The following is a 15,965-nucleotide window of genomic DNA, read 5'->3' as shown; positions in this document are numbered from 1 at the left end:
CCTGTGTTTGCAAGGTCACGAGCTTGGTACAAGTGCAGAGTAGGCGCGACGAACGATTTACGATAATTAAAGTTTCATCAAGAAACCATAAGCTATCGCTTATACATTGGGAATCTGGACCTGGCGGGCGATACGCGGCCGGATCAGCCCCTCCACGCCGGTGATCTGCTGGATCAGGGTGGCGCCTTCTTCCATCAGGAAATGCTTGAATGCCAGCGCCACGGGCGGCAACCGCTTGTTCTTGCGGTGCACCACATACCAGTTCAGCATGACTGGGAATCCCTCGATGTCGAGCACGGCCAGCTTGCCGGCCTGTAGCTCCAGCCCCACCGTGTGCGCGGACAGGAAGGCGATACCCATATTGGCGATGACCGCCTGCTTGATCGTCTCGGTGCTCTTGATCTCCATGGCGATGCGCAGGTTCGAGAGCCGCCCGGCAAAGCCTTCCTGCATCGAATTCCAGGTATCGGAGCCTTTCTCGCGCGAGACGAACGCCTCTTCGGCCAGCCCGGCCAGGGGGATGTCGCGGCGCCCGACCAGCGGATGGTTCGGCGCGGCCACGATGACATAGGGGTGGGGGGCGAACGACTCGGCGATGGTGTCCATGCCTTCGGGCGGGCGCACCATGACGGCGAGGTCGGTCAGGTTGCCGGCCAGCTGGTGCAACAGTTCCTCACGATTGTGCACCGCGAGATTCAGCGTCACGCCATCATGCCGATTCATGAATTCGGCCAGCAGGCGGGGAAAGAAATAATCGCCGGCGCTGATCACCGCCACGTTGAGCCGGCCTCCGGAAATACCCTTGAGTTGCGCCATCGCGTCCTCGGCCTCGCGGAATTGCTGGATGATGCTGCGGCTGTAGTGCAGCATCTCCGTGCCGGCCGGCGTGAGGTAGATCCGCTTGCCCAGCTGCTCGAACAGCGGCAGGCCCACGTGATGTTCGAGCTGCCGAACCTGTGTGGAAACAGCGGGTTGCGTGAGATGCAGTTCCTCCGCCGCGCGCGAAAAGCTCAGATGGCGGGCCACCGTTTCGAACACTTTCAACTGGCGCAGCGTGGCGTTCTTCATTGGTCGATATCCTGCAATCTATAAAGGATCGTCAATGATCATAATAAAAAACTTTATGCTTTGCGTATCTAAGTTTGAAGTAGCATCAATCAGCAATGCAACGTGCCGCAATGTCAGGCGCGCTCATTCAGTAGTGAAGTAGGGCGTCCCCACGCAGGTCTGCCCACCAGTCGCGCCGTCAGAGCGCGAGACACACTAATGTAAGGAGACACGACATGGCGCACCCGCACGCGGCAGGCCCCGCCTTTGGCAACGGCAATCTGGACGGGCAGGGCGGCTTGCTCCGCAATCGCTGGTTCCAGCTCTTCATCGGCGTCCTTTGCATGGGCCTCGTGGCGAACCTCCAGTACGGCTGGACGCTGTTCGTGACGCCCATGAATGCGCGTCATCACTGGGGCGAGTCCCCCATCCAGGTCGCCTTCTCCATTTTCATCGTCACCGAAACCTGGCTCGTGCCGGTAGAGGGCTGGCTCGTGGACAAGTTCGGCCCGCGCCCCGTGGTGGCCGTGGGCGCGCTGTGCGCCGGAGCAGCCTGGGTCATGAACTCGTTCGCCACCTCGCTGCCGATGCTCTACGCGGCGGCCGTCGTGGCCGGTATCGGCGCGGGCGGCGTCTATGGGACGTGCGTGGGCAAAGCGCTGAAGTGGTTCCCGGACAAGCGCGGCCTGGCCGCCGGGCTGACCGCCGCCGGCTTCGGCGCGGGCTCGGCGCTGACCGTGATCCCCATCGCCAACATGATCCAGAAATCGGGCTACGAGCACGCGTTCTTCACGTTCGGCATCTTGCAGGGCGTGCTGATCTTCATCCTGGCGATGTTGCTGGTCAAGCCGAAGCCGCCCAAGGGGCTCGTCGCCGGCAAGGCCAACCTGACCAACCCCGTGGCGCTGACGCCGGGCCAGATGGTGCGCACGCCGGTGTTCTGGGTGATCTACGCATCGTTCGTGGCCGTGGCGGCAGGCGGCATCATGGCCACTGCGCAGCTCGGCCCCATCGCCAAGGACTTTGGCTTCGCCTCGATGCCGGTCACGCTGCTGGGCATGACGCTGCCGCTGCTGACCATGACGCTGTCCATCGACAACCTCTGCAACGGGCTGACGCGCCCGCTGTGCGGCCTGATCTCCGACCGCATCGGCCGCGAGAACACCATGTTCTTCATCTTCATCGGCGAAGGGCTGTCGCTGATCGGGCTGATGGAGTTCGGACACAACCCGTACTGGTTCATGTTCTTCGCGGCGCTCACCTTCCTGTTCTGGGGCGAGATCTTCTCGATCTTCCCGGCGCTCTGTGCCGATACGTTCGGCAGCGAGTACGCCGCAGCCAATGCGGGCACGCTCTATACGGCCAAGGGGACGGCGGCGATGCTGGTGCCGCTGGCCTCGGTGTTGTCGCATCGCGGTGGATGGAGCCTGGTCTTCACGGTGGCGGCCGTGCTGACCGTGGCTGCGGGGCTGTCCGCCAAGTTCCTGTTGCAGCCGATGCGCCGGCGCTTCATCACCGGACACGCGGCAACCCATCCCACCATGCAAGGACAAGGAGCGGCACCATGAATGTTTCGCTTCCCCAACTGAAGGCCTTTGCTGCGGTTGCGCGCCAGAAGAGCTTCACGCGCGCGGCGGCGGAGCTCGGCCTGACCCAGTCGGCCATCAGTCGTAGCGTGCGTGAGCTGGAGGAGGAAATCGACCAGCGGCTGTTCGACCGCACCACGCGCCAGGTGGAGCTGACCGACGCCGGCGAGCATCTGTCCCAACGGATCTGCCATCTGATCGAGGAAGTCGAGCAGACGCTGCGCGAGAGCCACGGCACCGGCAAGCCCAGCCAGGGCACCGTGCATATCGCCACCGATCCGGTCTTGTCGTCGATGTCCATGCCGATGTGGGTGGCCGGCTGCCGTACGGCATGGCCCGGCATCGGCATCACGCTGCGCGACCGCTCGCACGAATGCGTGCTGCAAAGTGTGCGCAGCGGCGAGGTGGACTTCGGCATCGCCAGCAACCCGGTGGCCTGCGACGACCTCTATTGCGAACCGCTCTATATGGACCCGCTGCACGCGGTGCTGCCCTCCGGGCATCCGCTGGCCGCGCGCGAGTCCCTCGGCTGGGGCGAACTTGCCGATGCCTCGGTGCTCTCGCTCGACCACAACTCGGGCGTGCAGCCCGCCGTGGAGCGCGCGCTGGCCACCTATCACGTACGGCCCGGCGCCTTGCAGCTGCTCGGGCATTTCTCGGCGATTTTCGGCATGGTGGCGATGGGGCTCGGCATCGGCGTGGTGCCGTCGCGCACGCAGGCCGCCGGTCTGGCGCCCGCGGCCGTGCTGCGGCCCTTGCGGCCCCAGGTCAACAATAACGTGATGCTGGTTCGAAGGAAGGCGCGCTCGCTCAAGCCCAACGCGGCGGCGGTGTGGGACAACCTGCGTGGCCAGGAGTACGAACAGGGCCAGATGAAGAAAGCGGGGTAGGGCCGTGAATCGGATTCATCTGATGCAGCGCCGCAACGTTTTTTGCGCTGAATAAGGCGCTATTTCCCTCGAATTCGCCAGTCGTTCTCGCAAGAAGCGATCCACAACGCACCCCACGGGGTGCGTTGTTGTTTTTAGTGCCAATCTTCTATTGATATATCACATACAGGATATTTACAGACCTCGCGGTGCAGCATATACTGAAGACTCATTGACCTACCTCATTCAGGAGTTTTCATGCACGCCGCACAGCTTTCCCTCATCGCCCTCGGTCTGATTGCCTCGGGTGTTTCCGTAACCTGGCTGATTGCCACGCGCCTGCCGATGGGTCTGCTGACCACCGCCGGTGACCATGGCCGCTTTGCCGGCCTCGGCTCGGATCAGGCAGTGGACGGGATCGGCCGTGCGACGCCTGCCGCTGGCGCGCGCCCGCAGTTCGCCCACGCGTAAGCCAGTTGGGTTCGAAGGCAGGGAGCTTGTAGCGGCCGGCAACTCCCTCCCAGCAGTCGTCGTACTCATCGGCCGTATCTTTCGTTTCCCCCTCGCTTCATCCCCCGCCTGATCCAGCGTTTTCCAGCCTTTCCCAAGGCCTAGGACTTTCCCTAGGACATCTTTTTTCCCTTCGCATTGCAGCATCCCAGGTGCTTGCCGCCAGGTCGCGCCATTGATCTGGCGCCGTCCGCTAAGTCATTGATCGGCAACGAACCGAGCGCCGTTTCGCGGCATGGTTTGATGCGCCCGGCGCACCACTGCCAGCCTCGCTCCGGGCGGCGGTGGTCTGAGTCGTATCGGGCAGAAAAACTGGTCACTGAAAACGGCTTGACTTGGGTGATATACCACATACTGTATAGCACTAGAGCGGCGAGCCACTCTACGAAAACATCTAGAAAACGATAGCGGTACACAGAGGCATCGAATCAGATGCCCATCCACAACGGCGGCGATGACCGCCAGAAGGAGACACCATGGAACTACAGCAAAGCGCGTCCACGTCACGATTTGCGTCCCCATGGACGCAGCTCGTATTCGGCGTTATCTGCATGGCGATGATCGCCAACATGCAATACGGCTGGACCCTGTTCGTCAATCCGATCGATGACAAATACCACTGGGGCCGCACGGCCATCCAGGTGGCGTTTACGATTTTCGTGGTCACGGAAACGTGGCTGGTGCCGATCGAGGGCTATCTGGTCGACAAGTACGGCCCGCGCCCGGTGGTGGTGGGCGGCGGCCTGCTCTGTGCGATTGCATGGGCGCTGAACTCGGTGGCGTCGTCGCTGCCGCTGCTGTACTTCGCTGCGGCCATTGGCGGCGTCGGGGCCGGCGCGGTGTATGGCACCTGCGTGGGCAATGCGCTCAAGTGGTTCCCCAACCGGCGCGGGCTCGCGGCGGGGATTACGGCGGCCGGTTTCGGCGCGGGCTCCGCGCTGACCGTGGTGCCCATCGCCAACATGATCAAGACCAGCGGCTACGAGAGCACCTTCCTGACCTTCGGGCTGGGGCAAGGCATCGTGGTGGTGATCCTGGGCCTGGCGCTCTATCCGCCGTCGGCCAAGATCCTCTCCGACGTGAAGAGCACCCTGAAGGCGGCTGCTACTTATAATGCGTCGCCGCGCCAGGTGCTGTCCTCGCCGATCTTCTGGGTGATGTACGCGATGTTCGTGATGATGGCCGCCGGCGGGCTGATGGCCACGGCGCAGCTGGGCCCCATCGCCAAGGATTTCGGGCTCCATGACTCGCCGGTGTCCATCCTCGGGCTGACGCTGCCGGCGCTGACCTTCGCGCTGACCATCGACCGCGTGCTGAACGGGCTGACCCGGCCGTTCTTCGGCTGGATCTCCGATAACATCGGCCGCGAGAACACCATGTTCCTGGCCTTCGCGGTGGAGGCGGTCGGCATCCTGCTGCTGTCCAAGTACGGGCACAACCCGGTGGCGTTCGTGATTCTGACCGGCGTGGTGTTCTTCGCCTGGGGCGAGATCTACAGCCTGTTCCCGGCCACCTGTGGCGACACCTTCGGCCCCAAGTTTGCAGCGACCAACGCCGGCCTGCTGTACACGGCCAAGGGCACGGCCGCGCTGCTGGTACCGTTCTCGAGTGTGATTACCGCCGCCACCGGTGACTGGCACGCGGTGTTCATGCTGGCCTCCGGCATGGCGGCGCTCTCGGCGGTGCTGGCGATCTTCGTGCTCAAGCCGATGCGCGAGGCCCATGCCCGGAAGTACGTCAACGATAGTTCGGCGCCGCCGATGGGCTATCGGGCCGTGCCGGACGACCTGACCTGACCTGACCTGAGCCGAGCGCCGGGTTAGACAGAAGGGGCCCGCCATCGCGGGCCCCGTGCGTCTGGCGATGCCGGGCGTATCATCAGACCAGCCGGCAGCATAGCCGGCGCGCAACACAGCAACCGACAGGATTCCCCATGAACCAGGTTGTGATTCCGATTGTGGTGGAGGGCGGGGGACGCGAGCGGAAGCGCCGCCAGCCCAAGGGCCGGCAGGTGGATCCGGCGGCACTGTCCGAGGTGCGCCAGCTGCTGGGCGATGCCCCACGCCGCCGCGATCTGCTGATCGAGCATCTGCACGCCATCCAGGACCACTACGGCCAACTGGCCACCCCCCATCTGGCCGCGCTGGCGCAGGAAATGCGCATGGCCCAGACCGAAGTCTTCGAGGTGGCCAGCTTCTATCACCATTTCGATATTGTCCGAGAGGACGCCGATGGCCATATCACCGCCCCGGCGGCGCTGACCGTGCGCGTCTGCGAGGGCATCGCCTGCGAGATGGCCGGTGCGCCATCGCTGCTGGAGCGTCTGCCGGTGTTGCTCGGCACCGATGTCCGCGTGCTGGCCGCGCCCTGCATCGGCCGCTGCGAACGGGCGCCGGCCGTGCTGGTAGGCCAGCATCCCGTGGATGCCGCCACGCCTGCTGCCGTCCAGGCCTGCGTGACGGCCGGCACGGTGCGCGATGACCCCCAACCCTACCTCGGCTATGACGACTATCGCGCCCAGGGCGGCTATCGCCTGTTGCAGGCGCTGGAGCAGGGCGATACCAATGCGGATGCGCTGATCGCCGTGATGGAGAACTCGGGCCTGCGCGGGCTGGGCGGGGCGGGCTTTCCCACCGGCCGCAAATGGCGCATCGTCCGGGCTGAGCCGGCGCCGCGCCTGATGGCCGTCAATATCGACGAAGGCGAGCCGGGCACGTTCAAGGACCGCGTCTACCTGGAGCGCGATCCCCACCGCTTCCTGGAGGGGATGCTGGTGGCCGCACGCGTGACCGGCGTGGCCGCCATCTATATCTACCTGCGCGATGAGTACGCGGGCTGCCGTGCCGTGCTGACCGAGGCGCTGGCGCAATTGCGCGCCGCGCCGCCCGTGCCCGGCCTGCCCGAGATCCACCTGCGGCGGGGCGCCGGCGCGTATATCTGCGGCGAAGAGTCGGCCATGATCGAATCGATCGAGGGCAAGCGTGGCATGCCCCGGCTGCGTCCGCCCTATGTGGCGCAGGTCGGGCTGTTCGACCGGCCCACGCTCGAGCACAACTTCGAGACCCTGTACTGGGTGCGCGAGATCGTGGAGCGCGGCCCGGAGTGGTTCGCGGGGCAGGGCCGGCATGGTCGCAAGGGGCTGCGCTCGTTCTCCGTGTCCGGCCGGGTGCGGCATCCCGGCGTGCATCTGGCGCCGGCTGGCATCACCGTGCGCGAGCTGATCGACGAATACTGCGGCGGCATGCTGGACGGCCACGCCTTCTACGGCTACCTGCCGGGCGGGGCGTCCGGCGGCATCCTGCCGGCGGCGATGGGCGATATTCCGCTCGATTTCGACACCTTGCAGCCACATGGCTGCTTTATCGGCTCGGCGGCTATCGTGGTGCTGTCCGACCACGACCGGGCCGTCGATGCCGCGCGCAATCTGATGCACTTCTTCCGCGACGAGTCCTGCGGGCAGTGCACGCCGTGCCGTGTGGGCACGGCCAAGGCGCTCGACCTGATCCGGCAGCCGGCAGCGGCGTGGGACCTGGCCGCGCTGGCCGACCTGTCCGCCGTGATGCGTGACGCGTCGATCTGCGGGCTGGGGCAGGCCGCGCCGAATCCCGTCGATTGTGTGATCCGCTACTTCCCGCATGAACTCACATCCGTCGCTCCGGAGGGCCAGCCATGAATGCACTGACCCGCGCTGAAGTCGCGCTCGTTCAGGCGTCGTCCGATACCGAGGTCACCTTCCGGCTCGATGGCCGGGACGTGACCGCCCGCCCCGGGGAGTCGCTGCTGCAGGTGGCGCGTCGGGAAGGCATCGAGATTCCGCATCTTTGCTACAAGGATGGGCTCGATACGGCCGGCAACTGCCGCGCCTGTATGGTGGAGATCGATGGGGAACGCGTGCTGGCGCCGTCGTGCTGCCGCGCGCCGGCCAATGGCATGACGGTGCACACGGACTCCGAGCGTGCCCGCCGCGCGCAGCGCATGGTGCTGGAACTGCTCCAATCCGACATGCCGGAGACCGCGTACACGCGCCATAGTGAACTCGACCAGTGGTCGGCCCGGCTCGAAGTCGGCAAGCCACGCTTCGCCCCGCGCGAGGCGGTGCCGGCTGACCTGTCGCACCCAGCCATCGCCGTCAACCTCGACGCCTGCATCCAGTGCACGCGCTGCGTGCGTGCCTGCCGCGACGAACAGGCCAATGACGTGATCGGGCTGGCATTTCGCGGCGATCATGCGCGCATCGTCTTCGATATGGCCGATCCGATGGGCGTCAGCACCTGCGTGGCCTGTGGCGAGTGCGTGCAGGCCTGCCCGACCGGCGCGCTGATGCCGGCACGCAACGTGGCGCTGGCGGTGCCCGACCGCGAGGTGGATTCGGTCTGCCCGTATTGCGGCGTGGGCTGCCAGCTCACGTACCACGTCAAGGACAACCGCATTTTGTTCGTGGAAGGGCGTGATGGCCCGGCGAACCACAATCGGCTCTGCGTGAAGGGGCGCTACGGCTTCGACTACGCCCAGCATCCGCACCGGCTGACGGTGCCGCTGGTGCGGCGCGAAGGCGTGGCGAAATCCGGCGACATCGTGCTGGATCCCGATCGCGTCATGGAGGTATTCCGGGAAGCCACCTGGGAAGAGGCGCTGGCGCTGGCCGCCGGCGGGCTTGCGCGCATCCGGGACACCCTGGGTGGCCGCGCACTGGCGGGGTTTGGCTCGGCCAAGGGCAGCAACGAGGAAGCCTATCTGTTCCAGAAGCTCGTGCGGACCGGGTTTGGCAGCAATAACGTCGATCACTGCACGCGGTTGTGCCATGCCTCATCGGTGGCGGCGCTGCTCGAGGGGATCGGCTCGGGCGCGGTGTCCAATCCGGTGATGGATGTCGGCAAGGCCGAGGTGGTGCTGCTGATCGGCGCCAATCCCACGGTCAACCATCCGGTGGCGGCCACCTGGATCAAGAATGCGGTGCGCAACGGTACGAAGCTGATCGTCGCCGATCCTCGCCGATCGGATCTGGCGCGCTTTGCGCACCGTTTCCTCCAGTTCCAGGCCGATACGGACGTGGCACTGCTGAACGCGATGATGCATGTGATTGTGGAGGAAGGACTTGTCGATCCCGAATTCATTGCCTCGCGCACGGCCGGCTACGAGGCGCTGGCGGCCAATGTGGCCCCGTACAGCCCCGAAGTCATGGCCCCGGTCTGTGGCATCGACGCGGAAACCATCCGCGAGGTGGCCCGGCTCTATGCCACCTCGAAGGGATCGATGATCCTGTGGGGCATGGGTGTGTCCCAACACGTGCATGGCACCGATAACGCGCGCTGCCTGATCGCGCTGGCGCTGATGACGGGCCAGATCGGCCGGCCGGGCACGGGTTTGCATCCGCTGCGCGGGCAAAACAACGTGCAGGGCGCGTCCGACGCGGGGCTGATCCCGATGATGTTCCCGGACTACCGGCGCGTGGATGACCCCGCCGCCAATGCCGCCTTCGAGGCGCTGTGGGGCATGCCGCTGGACAAGCAGCCGGGCCTGACCGTGGTGGAGGTCATGCAGGCTATCGAAGCGGGTACCGTGCGCGGCATGTACATCATGGGCGAGAACCCGGCGATGTCCGACCCGGACGCCCAGCACGCGCGCGAGGCGCTGGCCGCGCTCGACCATCTGGTGGTGCAGGACATCTTCCTGACCGAGACCGCCTGCCTGGCCGATGTGGTGCTGCCCGCCTCGGCCTTCCCCGAGAAGACCGGCACGTTTACCAATACGGATCGCACCGTGCAGCTTGGCCGGCAGGCCATCGACCCGCCCGGGCAGGCGCGTCAGGACCTGTGGATTCTGTGCGAACTGGCTGCGCGGCTCGGGCTGCCCTGGGACTATGGACATGCCACCCGCGATGCGGCGCCCGTGGCCTTGGTTTTCGACGAAATGCGACACGCGATGCCGAGCATCGGCGGCATGACGTGGGCGCGGCTCCAGCGCGAGCATGCGGTGACCTATCCCTGCAAGACGGAGGGAGATCCAGGCGAGCCGGTGATCTTTACCGACACGTTCCCGACCGTAAGCGGACGCGGGCGATTCGTGCCGGCAGACATCATCCCGGCGGCGGAGCGTCCGGATCAGGAATATCCGACGGTCCTGATCACGGGCCGACAGCTCGAACACTGGCATACGGGCAGCATGACGCGCCGCGCCGGCGTGCTCGACGCCATCGAGCCGGATCCGGTGGCGCTGGTCCATCCGCTCGATCTGGCGGCGCTCGGCGGCAAGCCCGGCGACGTGGTCACGCTGGCGTCCCGGCGCGGCCAGGTGATGCTCTACGCGCGCGCCGACGATGGCACCCCGCGCGGCGCCGTCTTCGTGCCGTTCTGCTATTACGAGGCGGCCATCAACAAGCTGACCAACCCGGTGCTCGACCCGTTCGGCAAGATTCCGGAGTTCAAGTACTGCGCGATCCGGATGGCGCTGGGCGGCGCCGTGCCCGAGCAGCTGAGCTTCGGCGGTGGGCAAATCCTGGATTCGCTGGCCGGTGCATTGGCCTTGCCCGGATGATTTTCCGAAAATTCGTGAAAGTGATTGCGGATTCATCTGGCTAATCAGGGCAATCCGAAACGGTTAGGATGCAGGCATCCCCTCGATACGTTGGAAAGGATGCCTGCAATGAAAGCCATTGGACTGACCCGTTACCTGCCGATCAGCGACCCCCAAGCGCTGGTGGATGTGGCAATCGACAAGCCCGCCGCTTCGGGCCACGACCTGCTGGTCAAGGTGGAGGCGATCGCCGTGAACCCGGTGGACACCAAGGTCCGCGCGCCCAAGGACAAGGTTGAAGATGCCCCGCGCGTGCTCGGCTGGGATGCCGCCGGCACCGTGGCCGCCGTGGGCCCTGACGTGACGCTGTTCAAGGTCGGCGACCCGGTCTTCTATGCGGGCAGCATCACGCGGCCCGGCGCCAACAGCGAATTTCACCTCGTCGATGAGCGCATCGTCGGCCATAAGCCGGCATCGCTGGACTTCCCCAACGCCGCCGCGCTGCCCCTGACGGCCATCACCGCCTGGGAGGCGCTGTTCGATCGCCTTGGTGTCTCGCCGAAGGGCGACGATGCCGGCCGTTCGGTGCTGATTATCGGCGGGGCAGGGGGCGTGGGCTCCATCGGCATCCAGCTGGCCAAGGTGCTGGGCGGGCTGACGGTCATCGCCACGGCCTCGCGGCCGGAATCGGAAGCCTGGTGCCGCCGCCTGGGCGCCGACCATATTATCGACCATCGTGCCGACATCCCCGCGCAACTGCGAAAGCTTGGGTTTGACGCGGTGGATTACATCCTCTGCTTCAACGACACCGATCGCCATTTCCCGGCGATGGCCGAAGCCATCGCGCCGCAGGGCAAGATCTGCTCGATCGTCGAGAACGCGAGCGAACTGCCGGTGGGCGCGCTGAAGAGCAAGAGCGCGACCTTCGTCTGGGAGTTCATGTTCACCCGTGCGATGTTCGGCACGCCGGACATGATCGCGCAGCACCGCCTGCTCAACGAGGTGGCACGGCTGATCGATGCGGGACGCCTGCAAACCACGGTGGGCGAGAACCTGGGCACGATCAACGCGGCCAACCTGCGCCGCGCCCACGCGCAGCTCGAAGGTGGCCAGACTATCGGCAAGCTGGTGCTGTCCGGGTTCTAATCTGCAATTAACCGCCAAGTCGCGGGTGCGCCATAAACGAGGGCCGGGGCTGCTGACGCAGCACCCGGCCCTTATTGTCTATATAGAAGGGGGTTAGCTGAGAGGACGAGCGGCGACCGCGCGCGCGAGGCTTCGCACTGGGTTCTCCCCAACCAGTCCCGCCACGAAACTGACCACTTCGGTCGCCACGGCCTTGTCCTGCAGGATGCGCCGATGGCCGAGTCCGGTCGTGGTCACCAGCTGCGCCGCCGGCCACGCGCCTGCGATGGCGGCGCCGTCTTCCCAGCGCACTTCCTTGTCGTCGCGGTCATGGATTACCAGCGCCGGCGGCACCGGCCGCGTGCGCCCCACATCGGGCACGTTGAACGTCGCCCAGGACGTGCCGAGCCACTGTTCGCTCTGTTGCCGCATACGCGCGAGGATGCCCGGCGCAATGCCGAGCTGCCAGGCGAGGGCGGCGCAGGATTCGCCCATATCAGCGGGCGAGCCGATCATCACCGCGCCGCGCACCGGCAAGCCTTCGCGTATCGCCTGCGCGGCGGCGGCACCGCCCAGCGAATGGCCGACCACTGCATGGACCGGCCCGACCTGCCAGGCCGCGGCCAGCAGCGAGCGTGCCATCTCCAGCAAGGAGGTCTGGTTCGGCCCGCGTGCGCCGGCGTCGGAGGCCCCGTGAGATAGCGCATCAAACGCCACCACGCGCATCCCGGCGCCCAGCAGCGCATGGACCAGCGCATGCCACTGGCCGGCATGACCGCCCCAGCCATGGGCCAGCAGGACCACCGGCCCTTCGGTGCCCCAGCGGTAGACGCGCACACGCCGGCTGATGCCCTGGCCGGTGACCAGTGCCCATTCGCTGCGCGCGGCATCGATCAGGCGCAGTGCATCCGGGCTCGACTTGGCGCGGGGCGGCGTGAACCATAGGCGCTCCAGCGCGCGGGCGGTGCCCCCCGGATGGAGGAGGCTCGCAGCCTGCCACCGCAGTCTGAGCCACACGGGCGGCCCCCTGCGGACGGTGGAAACGGGTTCCGCATGCGTCACATGATGTGACCCAGCGGCGCGTGGCGTGGATGAGGAAAACAGCACTTGCGGCACGGCTAACACCTCCAACCGATGGCTTGCCGGCGAAATCGGCCAGCTTCGCTGGCTTCCCGCCTGTTTTTTTATGATTCACGACCGACCAGTCGTGCTATTTTTCGGGCAATAAATGACGATGAAAATGCCGTCTGACACACTGCGTTCGTGCCCGGGAACGCCGTGGTGTGAAGCCGCCGGCGAGCCGTTTCAGGCGTCGGCCGGGGCGGTTTCCCGCGTGGTTCGGGCGTCGTCGAGCAGCCGGGCGAACGCGCGCCGGGCCATCGCCTCGGCATCGCTGCGCGCCATCAACTTGAACGATGTCTGGAACGACATACCAATTCCGGCCATCTCGAACGCAAACTGGCGCGGGTCCACATCGGTCCGGAGATCGCCTTCGTCCATCGCGTCGGTAATCACGCGGCAGATGGTGCTGTGCCAGTCCTTGAAGGCCTGCACGACCCTGTCACGAATGACGCCAGGCTTGTCGCGGTACTCCTGGGAGAGCGCCATGAACAGGCAGCGCCCCTCCGTCACCGTGGCACCTAGCCAGTCCATATAGCCGTCGAACAGCGCCTGCAGGCGGCGTGCGCCGCGCGGCTGGCGCATCGCCGGACGTACGACGACATCGTTGAAACGCTCCGCCGCGCGCTCGAGCACGGCCTCCTGCAGCGCCTCTTTCGAGCGGAAGTGCGCGTAGAGCCCGCTCTTCGACATATTCGTATCCGCGGCCAGCGTGGCGAGCGAAAGCTGCTCGAACCCCACGCGCGCGGCGGAAGCGAGTGCCTGTTCGATGATCGCGGTACGGGTGAGCTGGCCTTTTTGCATGAGGTTGAGAATAGCACGACCGGTCGGTTTGTCAACTTGCCTTATTCCACACATCGTTGATACTGAAGTGACGTCAACGCAAAGCGTGCGTTGTCGTTATGAGGAGGCGGGGAGAGGAAGTTGTGCTGTATCCGCCTTTTGGAGGAGGTTCCGGTGGGCGAGATCAAGCCATCATAAGAAATCTGTAAAAGTGTTCCAAACATGACCTTACGGAACGCTTTACGTGCTCTATACTCGAATGCACGTCCGCGCACTTTTTTTTCACTGGTGACTGGAGACCGACATGAACAGTACAGCCGTGCCAAGAGGCGCTAGCGAACCGTTCCGGCAACTGCGGGCGTTGCGTCGTGCGCGCAAGCTCAAGCAGGAGGACGTCGCCCGTAAGGCGGGAATTTCCCGGGAAGCCTATCTTCGGGCCGAATCGGGGCAAGCCGATCCACGCATGTCCACGTTCCTGGCGGCCTGTGAGGCGCTGGGGCTGGAAGTGGTGCTGGCCCCGCAGCATCTGGCAGCCGACGTCAACGCATTCATCGCCAGCCGCAATGGCGGCGTTACAGCAGCCTCGATGGCCGGCCAGCCGGCCGGCTCGGCTCCCGCGGCAGCGCCGCAGGGGCAGGGCGGGTTCGGTTCCGGACCCAGCACCGGGGAGGGCCACAAGCCCATGTAACACCGCCAGTCCATGGGCCTGGGGGCACCCGCCCACATGGTCTGCGGATAGCAAGACCACCGGGCATTTCCGGCGCGGCTAATCCGCCGCGCTGGCAATGCCCGGTCCTTCATGCCGATCGCGCCCGCGATCCCCAGCCGCTGCCATTGCGCCGCGTGCTTTTTCGTGCACATCTCGCTGCGCGTCTTCTGATTTCCGCTTCGCCTTTTCCATCGGCAGTGCTGTAACCGGCCGCCGGGTCGCCTATTGTCGTCCTAGGACCGACTTAGGGTCGTTCCCGGTTTGACACGTCCACCCGTCATCATTACGATATGAGAAATTGATTTTACCATTCGTAATTTGTCGGACGACGAATACGATCCGGGGCACGAGAGGAGACTTCATGACCCAGACTCAACTGAACGAAGCCATGGCGGACGTCTCGGTGGCCGGCTATCTGTCCGGCTTCGCCAACGAATTCGCCACCGAGGCACTGCCCGGCGCGCTGCCCGTGGGCCAGAACTCGCCCCAGCGCGTGCCATATGGCCTGTACGCCGAGCAGATCTCGGGCACCGCCTTCACCGCGCCGCGCGCTCACAACCGGCGCGCGTGGCTGTACCGCATCCGCCCGGCCGCCATGCATCAGCCGTTCAGCCGCCTGGAGCCGGGCCGCTGGCTGAGCCGTTTCGAGGAGGTGCCGCCGTCGCCGAACCAGCTGCGCTGGAGCCCGCCGGCGATGCCGACCGCGCCGACCGACTTTATCGACGGCATCGTGACGATGGCCGGCAATGGCAGCCCCGAAGCGATGACCGGCTGCGGCATCCACCTGTACCTGGCCAACCAGTCGATGCAGGACCGCTTCTTCTACAACGCCGATGGCGAGATGCTGATCGTCCCGCAACAGGGCCGCCTGCTGTTGTCGACGGAAATGGGCCGGCTGGCGGTGGAGCCGCAGGAGATCGTCGTGATTCCGCGCGGCGTGCGCTTCCGCGTGGACCTGCCGGACGGCACCGCGCGCGGCTATATCTGCGAGAACTACGGCGCGCTGTTCAAGCTGCCGGACCTCGGCGTGATCGGCTCGAACGGGCTGGCCAATCCGCGTGACTTCCTGACGCCGGTGGCGAGCTACGAAGACCGCGAGGGCAAGTTCGAACTCGTCGCCAAGTTCCAGGGCAATCTCTGGCAGGCCGAGATCGACCATTCGCCGCTCGATGTGGTCGCGTGGCACGGCAATTACGCGCCGTACAAGTACGATCTGCGCCGTTTCAACACGATCGGATCGATCAGCTACGACCATCCGGATCCGTCGATTTTCCTCGTGCTGCAGTCCCCGTCGGACACGCCGGGCGTGGACACCATCGACTTCGTGATCTTCGGCCCGCGCTGGCTGCCCGCGCAGAACACGTTCCGTCCGCCCTGGTTCCACCGCAACGTGGCGAGCGAGTTCATGGGCCTGATTTCGGGCGTTTACGATGCCAAGGCCGAGGGCTTTGCACCGGGTGGCGCCAGCCTGCACAACTGCATGAGCGGCCATGGCCCCGATGCGGAAACCTTTGAGCGCGCCTCGGGGGCTGACACGAGCCAGCCGCACCACATCACCGACACCATGGCGTTCATGTTCGAGACGCCGGGCGTGATCCGCCCGACGCCGTACGCGGCCCAGTCGGCGCTGCTCCAGCATGACTACTACACCTGCTGGCAAGGCCTGAAGAAGCATTTCAACCCGAACGTGCGCTGATTTCCGGA

General features: G+C 65.5%; 12 protein-coding genes. 9 read left to right on the top strand and 3 right to left on the bottom strand.

The window, feature by feature from the left end:
* Positions 1-99: 99 nt before the first annotated feature.
* Entirely contained in the window at positions 100-1,068 is a 969-nt protein-coding gene (locus tag AC1DEL_RS17615; protein ID WP_092299747.1) for a LysR family transcriptional regulator, read from the bottom strand.
* A 215-nt stretch (positions 1,069-1,283) separates the two neighbouring features.
* On the opposite strand from AC1DEL_RS17615, the gene oxlT (AC1DEL_RS17610) reads away from it, so the two are divergent.
* The 7 genes from oxlT (AC1DEL_RS17610) (at position 1,284) to AC1DEL_RS17580 (ending at position 11,671) form a co-directional block, all read left to right on the top strand.
* Positions 1,284-2,615, top strand: a complete 1,332-nt coding sequence (oxlT, locus tag AC1DEL_RS17610; RefSeq protein WP_477159137.1) for an oxalate/formate MFS antiporter — start codon at positions 1,284-1,286, stop codon at positions 2,613-2,615.
* Positions 2,612-3,523 carry a LysR family transcriptional regulator gene (locus tag AC1DEL_RS17605; RefSeq protein WP_092299753.1) on the top strand — a complete coding sequence of 304 codons (912 nt, stop codon included), beginning with the start codon at positions 2,612-2,614 and terminating at the stop codon, positions 3,521-3,523. Before oxlT (AC1DEL_RS17610) ends, AC1DEL_RS17605 begins: the two co-directional genes overlap by 4 nt.
* A 237-nt stretch (positions 3,524-3,760) precedes the next feature.
* Positions 3,761-3,973 (top strand): hypothetical protein, encoded by a 213-nt coding sequence (locus AC1DEL_RS17600; protein WP_092299756.1) that lies wholly within the window; start codon positions 3,761-3,763, stop codon positions 3,971-3,973.
* A gap of 515 nt (positions 3,974-4,488) precedes the next feature.
* Positions 4,489-5,808: an oxalate/formate MFS antiporter gene (gene oxlT / locus AC1DEL_RS17595; protein WP_092299759.1), complete on the top strand. Its 1,320-nt coding sequence runs from the start codon at positions 4,489-4,491 to the stop codon at positions 5,806-5,808.
* Between the two features lie 137 nt (positions 5,809-5,945).
* Positions 5,946-7,685, top strand: coding sequence for an NADH-ubiquinone oxidoreductase-F iron-sulfur binding region domain-containing protein (locus AC1DEL_RS17590; RefSeq protein ID WP_454757758.1), 1,740 nt, complete (start codon positions 5,946-5,948; stop codon positions 7,683-7,685).
* Positions 7,682-10,546: a formate dehydrogenase subunit alpha gene (fdhF, locus tag AC1DEL_RS17585; RefSeq protein ID WP_477126062.1), complete on the top strand. Its 2,865-nt coding sequence runs from the start codon at positions 7,682-7,684 to the stop codon at positions 10,544-10,546. Before AC1DEL_RS17590 ends, fdhF begins: the two co-directional genes overlap by 4 nt.
* Before the next feature lie 108 nt (positions 10,547-10,654).
* Positions 10,655-11,671: a zinc-binding alcohol dehydrogenase family protein gene (locus tag AC1DEL_RS17580; protein ID WP_092299768.1), complete on the top strand. Its 1,017-nt coding sequence runs from the start codon at positions 10,655-10,657 to the stop codon at positions 11,669-11,671.
* Positions 11,672-11,764: 93 nt separating this feature from the next.
* Here AC1DEL_RS17580 and AC1DEL_RS17575 read toward each other — a convergent pair whose 3' ends face one another.
* Positions 11,765-12,667 carry an alpha/beta fold hydrolase gene (locus tag AC1DEL_RS17575; RefSeq protein ID WP_255370947.1) on the bottom strand — a complete coding sequence of 301 codons (903 nt, stop codon included), beginning with the start codon at positions 12,665-12,667 and terminating at the stop codon, positions 11,765-11,767.
* Between the two features lie 288 nt (positions 12,668-12,955).
* Positions 12,956-13,573, bottom strand: coding sequence for a TetR/AcrR family transcriptional regulator (locus AC1DEL_RS17570; RefSeq protein WP_092299774.1), 618 nt, complete (start codon positions 13,571-13,573; stop codon positions 12,956-12,958).
* 283 nt (positions 13,574-13,856) lie between these two features.
* On the opposite strand from AC1DEL_RS17570, the gene AC1DEL_RS17565 reads away from it, so the two are divergent.
* Positions 13,857-14,240, top strand: coding sequence for a helix-turn-helix domain-containing protein (locus tag AC1DEL_RS17565; RefSeq protein WP_092299777.1), 384 nt, complete (start codon positions 13,857-13,859; stop codon positions 14,238-14,240).
* A gap of 382 nt (positions 14,241-14,622) precedes the next feature.
* Positions 14,623-15,957 carry a homogentisate 1,2-dioxygenase gene (gene hmgA, locus AC1DEL_RS17560; protein ID WP_477126061.1) on the top strand — a complete coding sequence of 445 codons (1,335 nt, stop codon included), beginning with the start codon at positions 14,623-14,625 and terminating at the stop codon, positions 15,955-15,957.
* Positions 15,958-15,965 lie beyond the last annotated feature (8 nt).

The sequence above is a fragment of the Cupriavidus sp. 10L43_2 genome, assembly GCF_056395265.1.
The sequence above is the reverse complement of the archived record's forward strand: the minus strand, read 5'-3'. Positions and strand labels throughout refer to the sequence as shown.

Bases quoted from the DNA above. Each gene is read 5' to 3' on its own strand.
- AC1DEL_RS17615 (WP_092299747.1), bottom strand. From the start codon at position 1,068: ATGAAGAACGCCACGCTGCGCCAGTTGAAAGTGTTCGAAACGGTGGCC.
- oxlT (WP_477159137.1), top strand. From the start codon at position 1,284: ATGGCGCACCCGCACGCGGCAGGCCCCGCCTTTGGCAACGGCAATCTG.
- AC1DEL_RS17605 (WP_092299753.1), top strand. From the start codon at position 2,612: ATGAATGTTTCGCTTCCCCAACTGAAGGCCTTTGCTGCGGTTGCGCGC.
- AC1DEL_RS17600 (WP_092299756.1), top strand. From the start codon at position 3,761: ATGCACGCCGCACAGCTTTCCCTCATCGCCCTCGGTCTGATTGCCTCG.
- oxlT (WP_092299759.1), top strand. From the start codon at position 4,489: ATGGAACTACAGCAAAGCGCGTCCACGTCACGATTTGCGTCCCCATGG.
- AC1DEL_RS17590 (WP_454757758.1), top strand. From the start codon at position 5,946: ATGAACCAGGTTGTGATTCCGATTGTGGTGGAGGGCGGGGGACGCGAG.
- fdhF (WP_477126062.1), top strand. From the start codon at position 7,682: ATGAATGCACTGACCCGCGCTGAAGTCGCGCTCGTTCAGGCGTCGTCC.
- AC1DEL_RS17580 (WP_092299768.1), top strand. From the start codon at position 10,655: ATGAAAGCCATTGGACTGACCCGTTACCTGCCGATCAGCGACCCCCAA.
- AC1DEL_RS17570 (WP_092299774.1), bottom strand. From the start codon at position 13,573: ATGCAAAAAGGCCAGCTCACCCGTACCGCGATCATCGAACAGGCACTC.
- AC1DEL_RS17565 (WP_092299777.1), top strand. From the start codon at position 13,857: ATGAACAGTACAGCCGTGCCAAGAGGCGCTAGCGAACCGTTCCGGCAA.
- hmgA (WP_477126061.1), top strand. From the start codon at position 14,623: ATGACCCAGACTCAACTGAACGAAGCCATGGCGGACGTCTCGGTGGCC.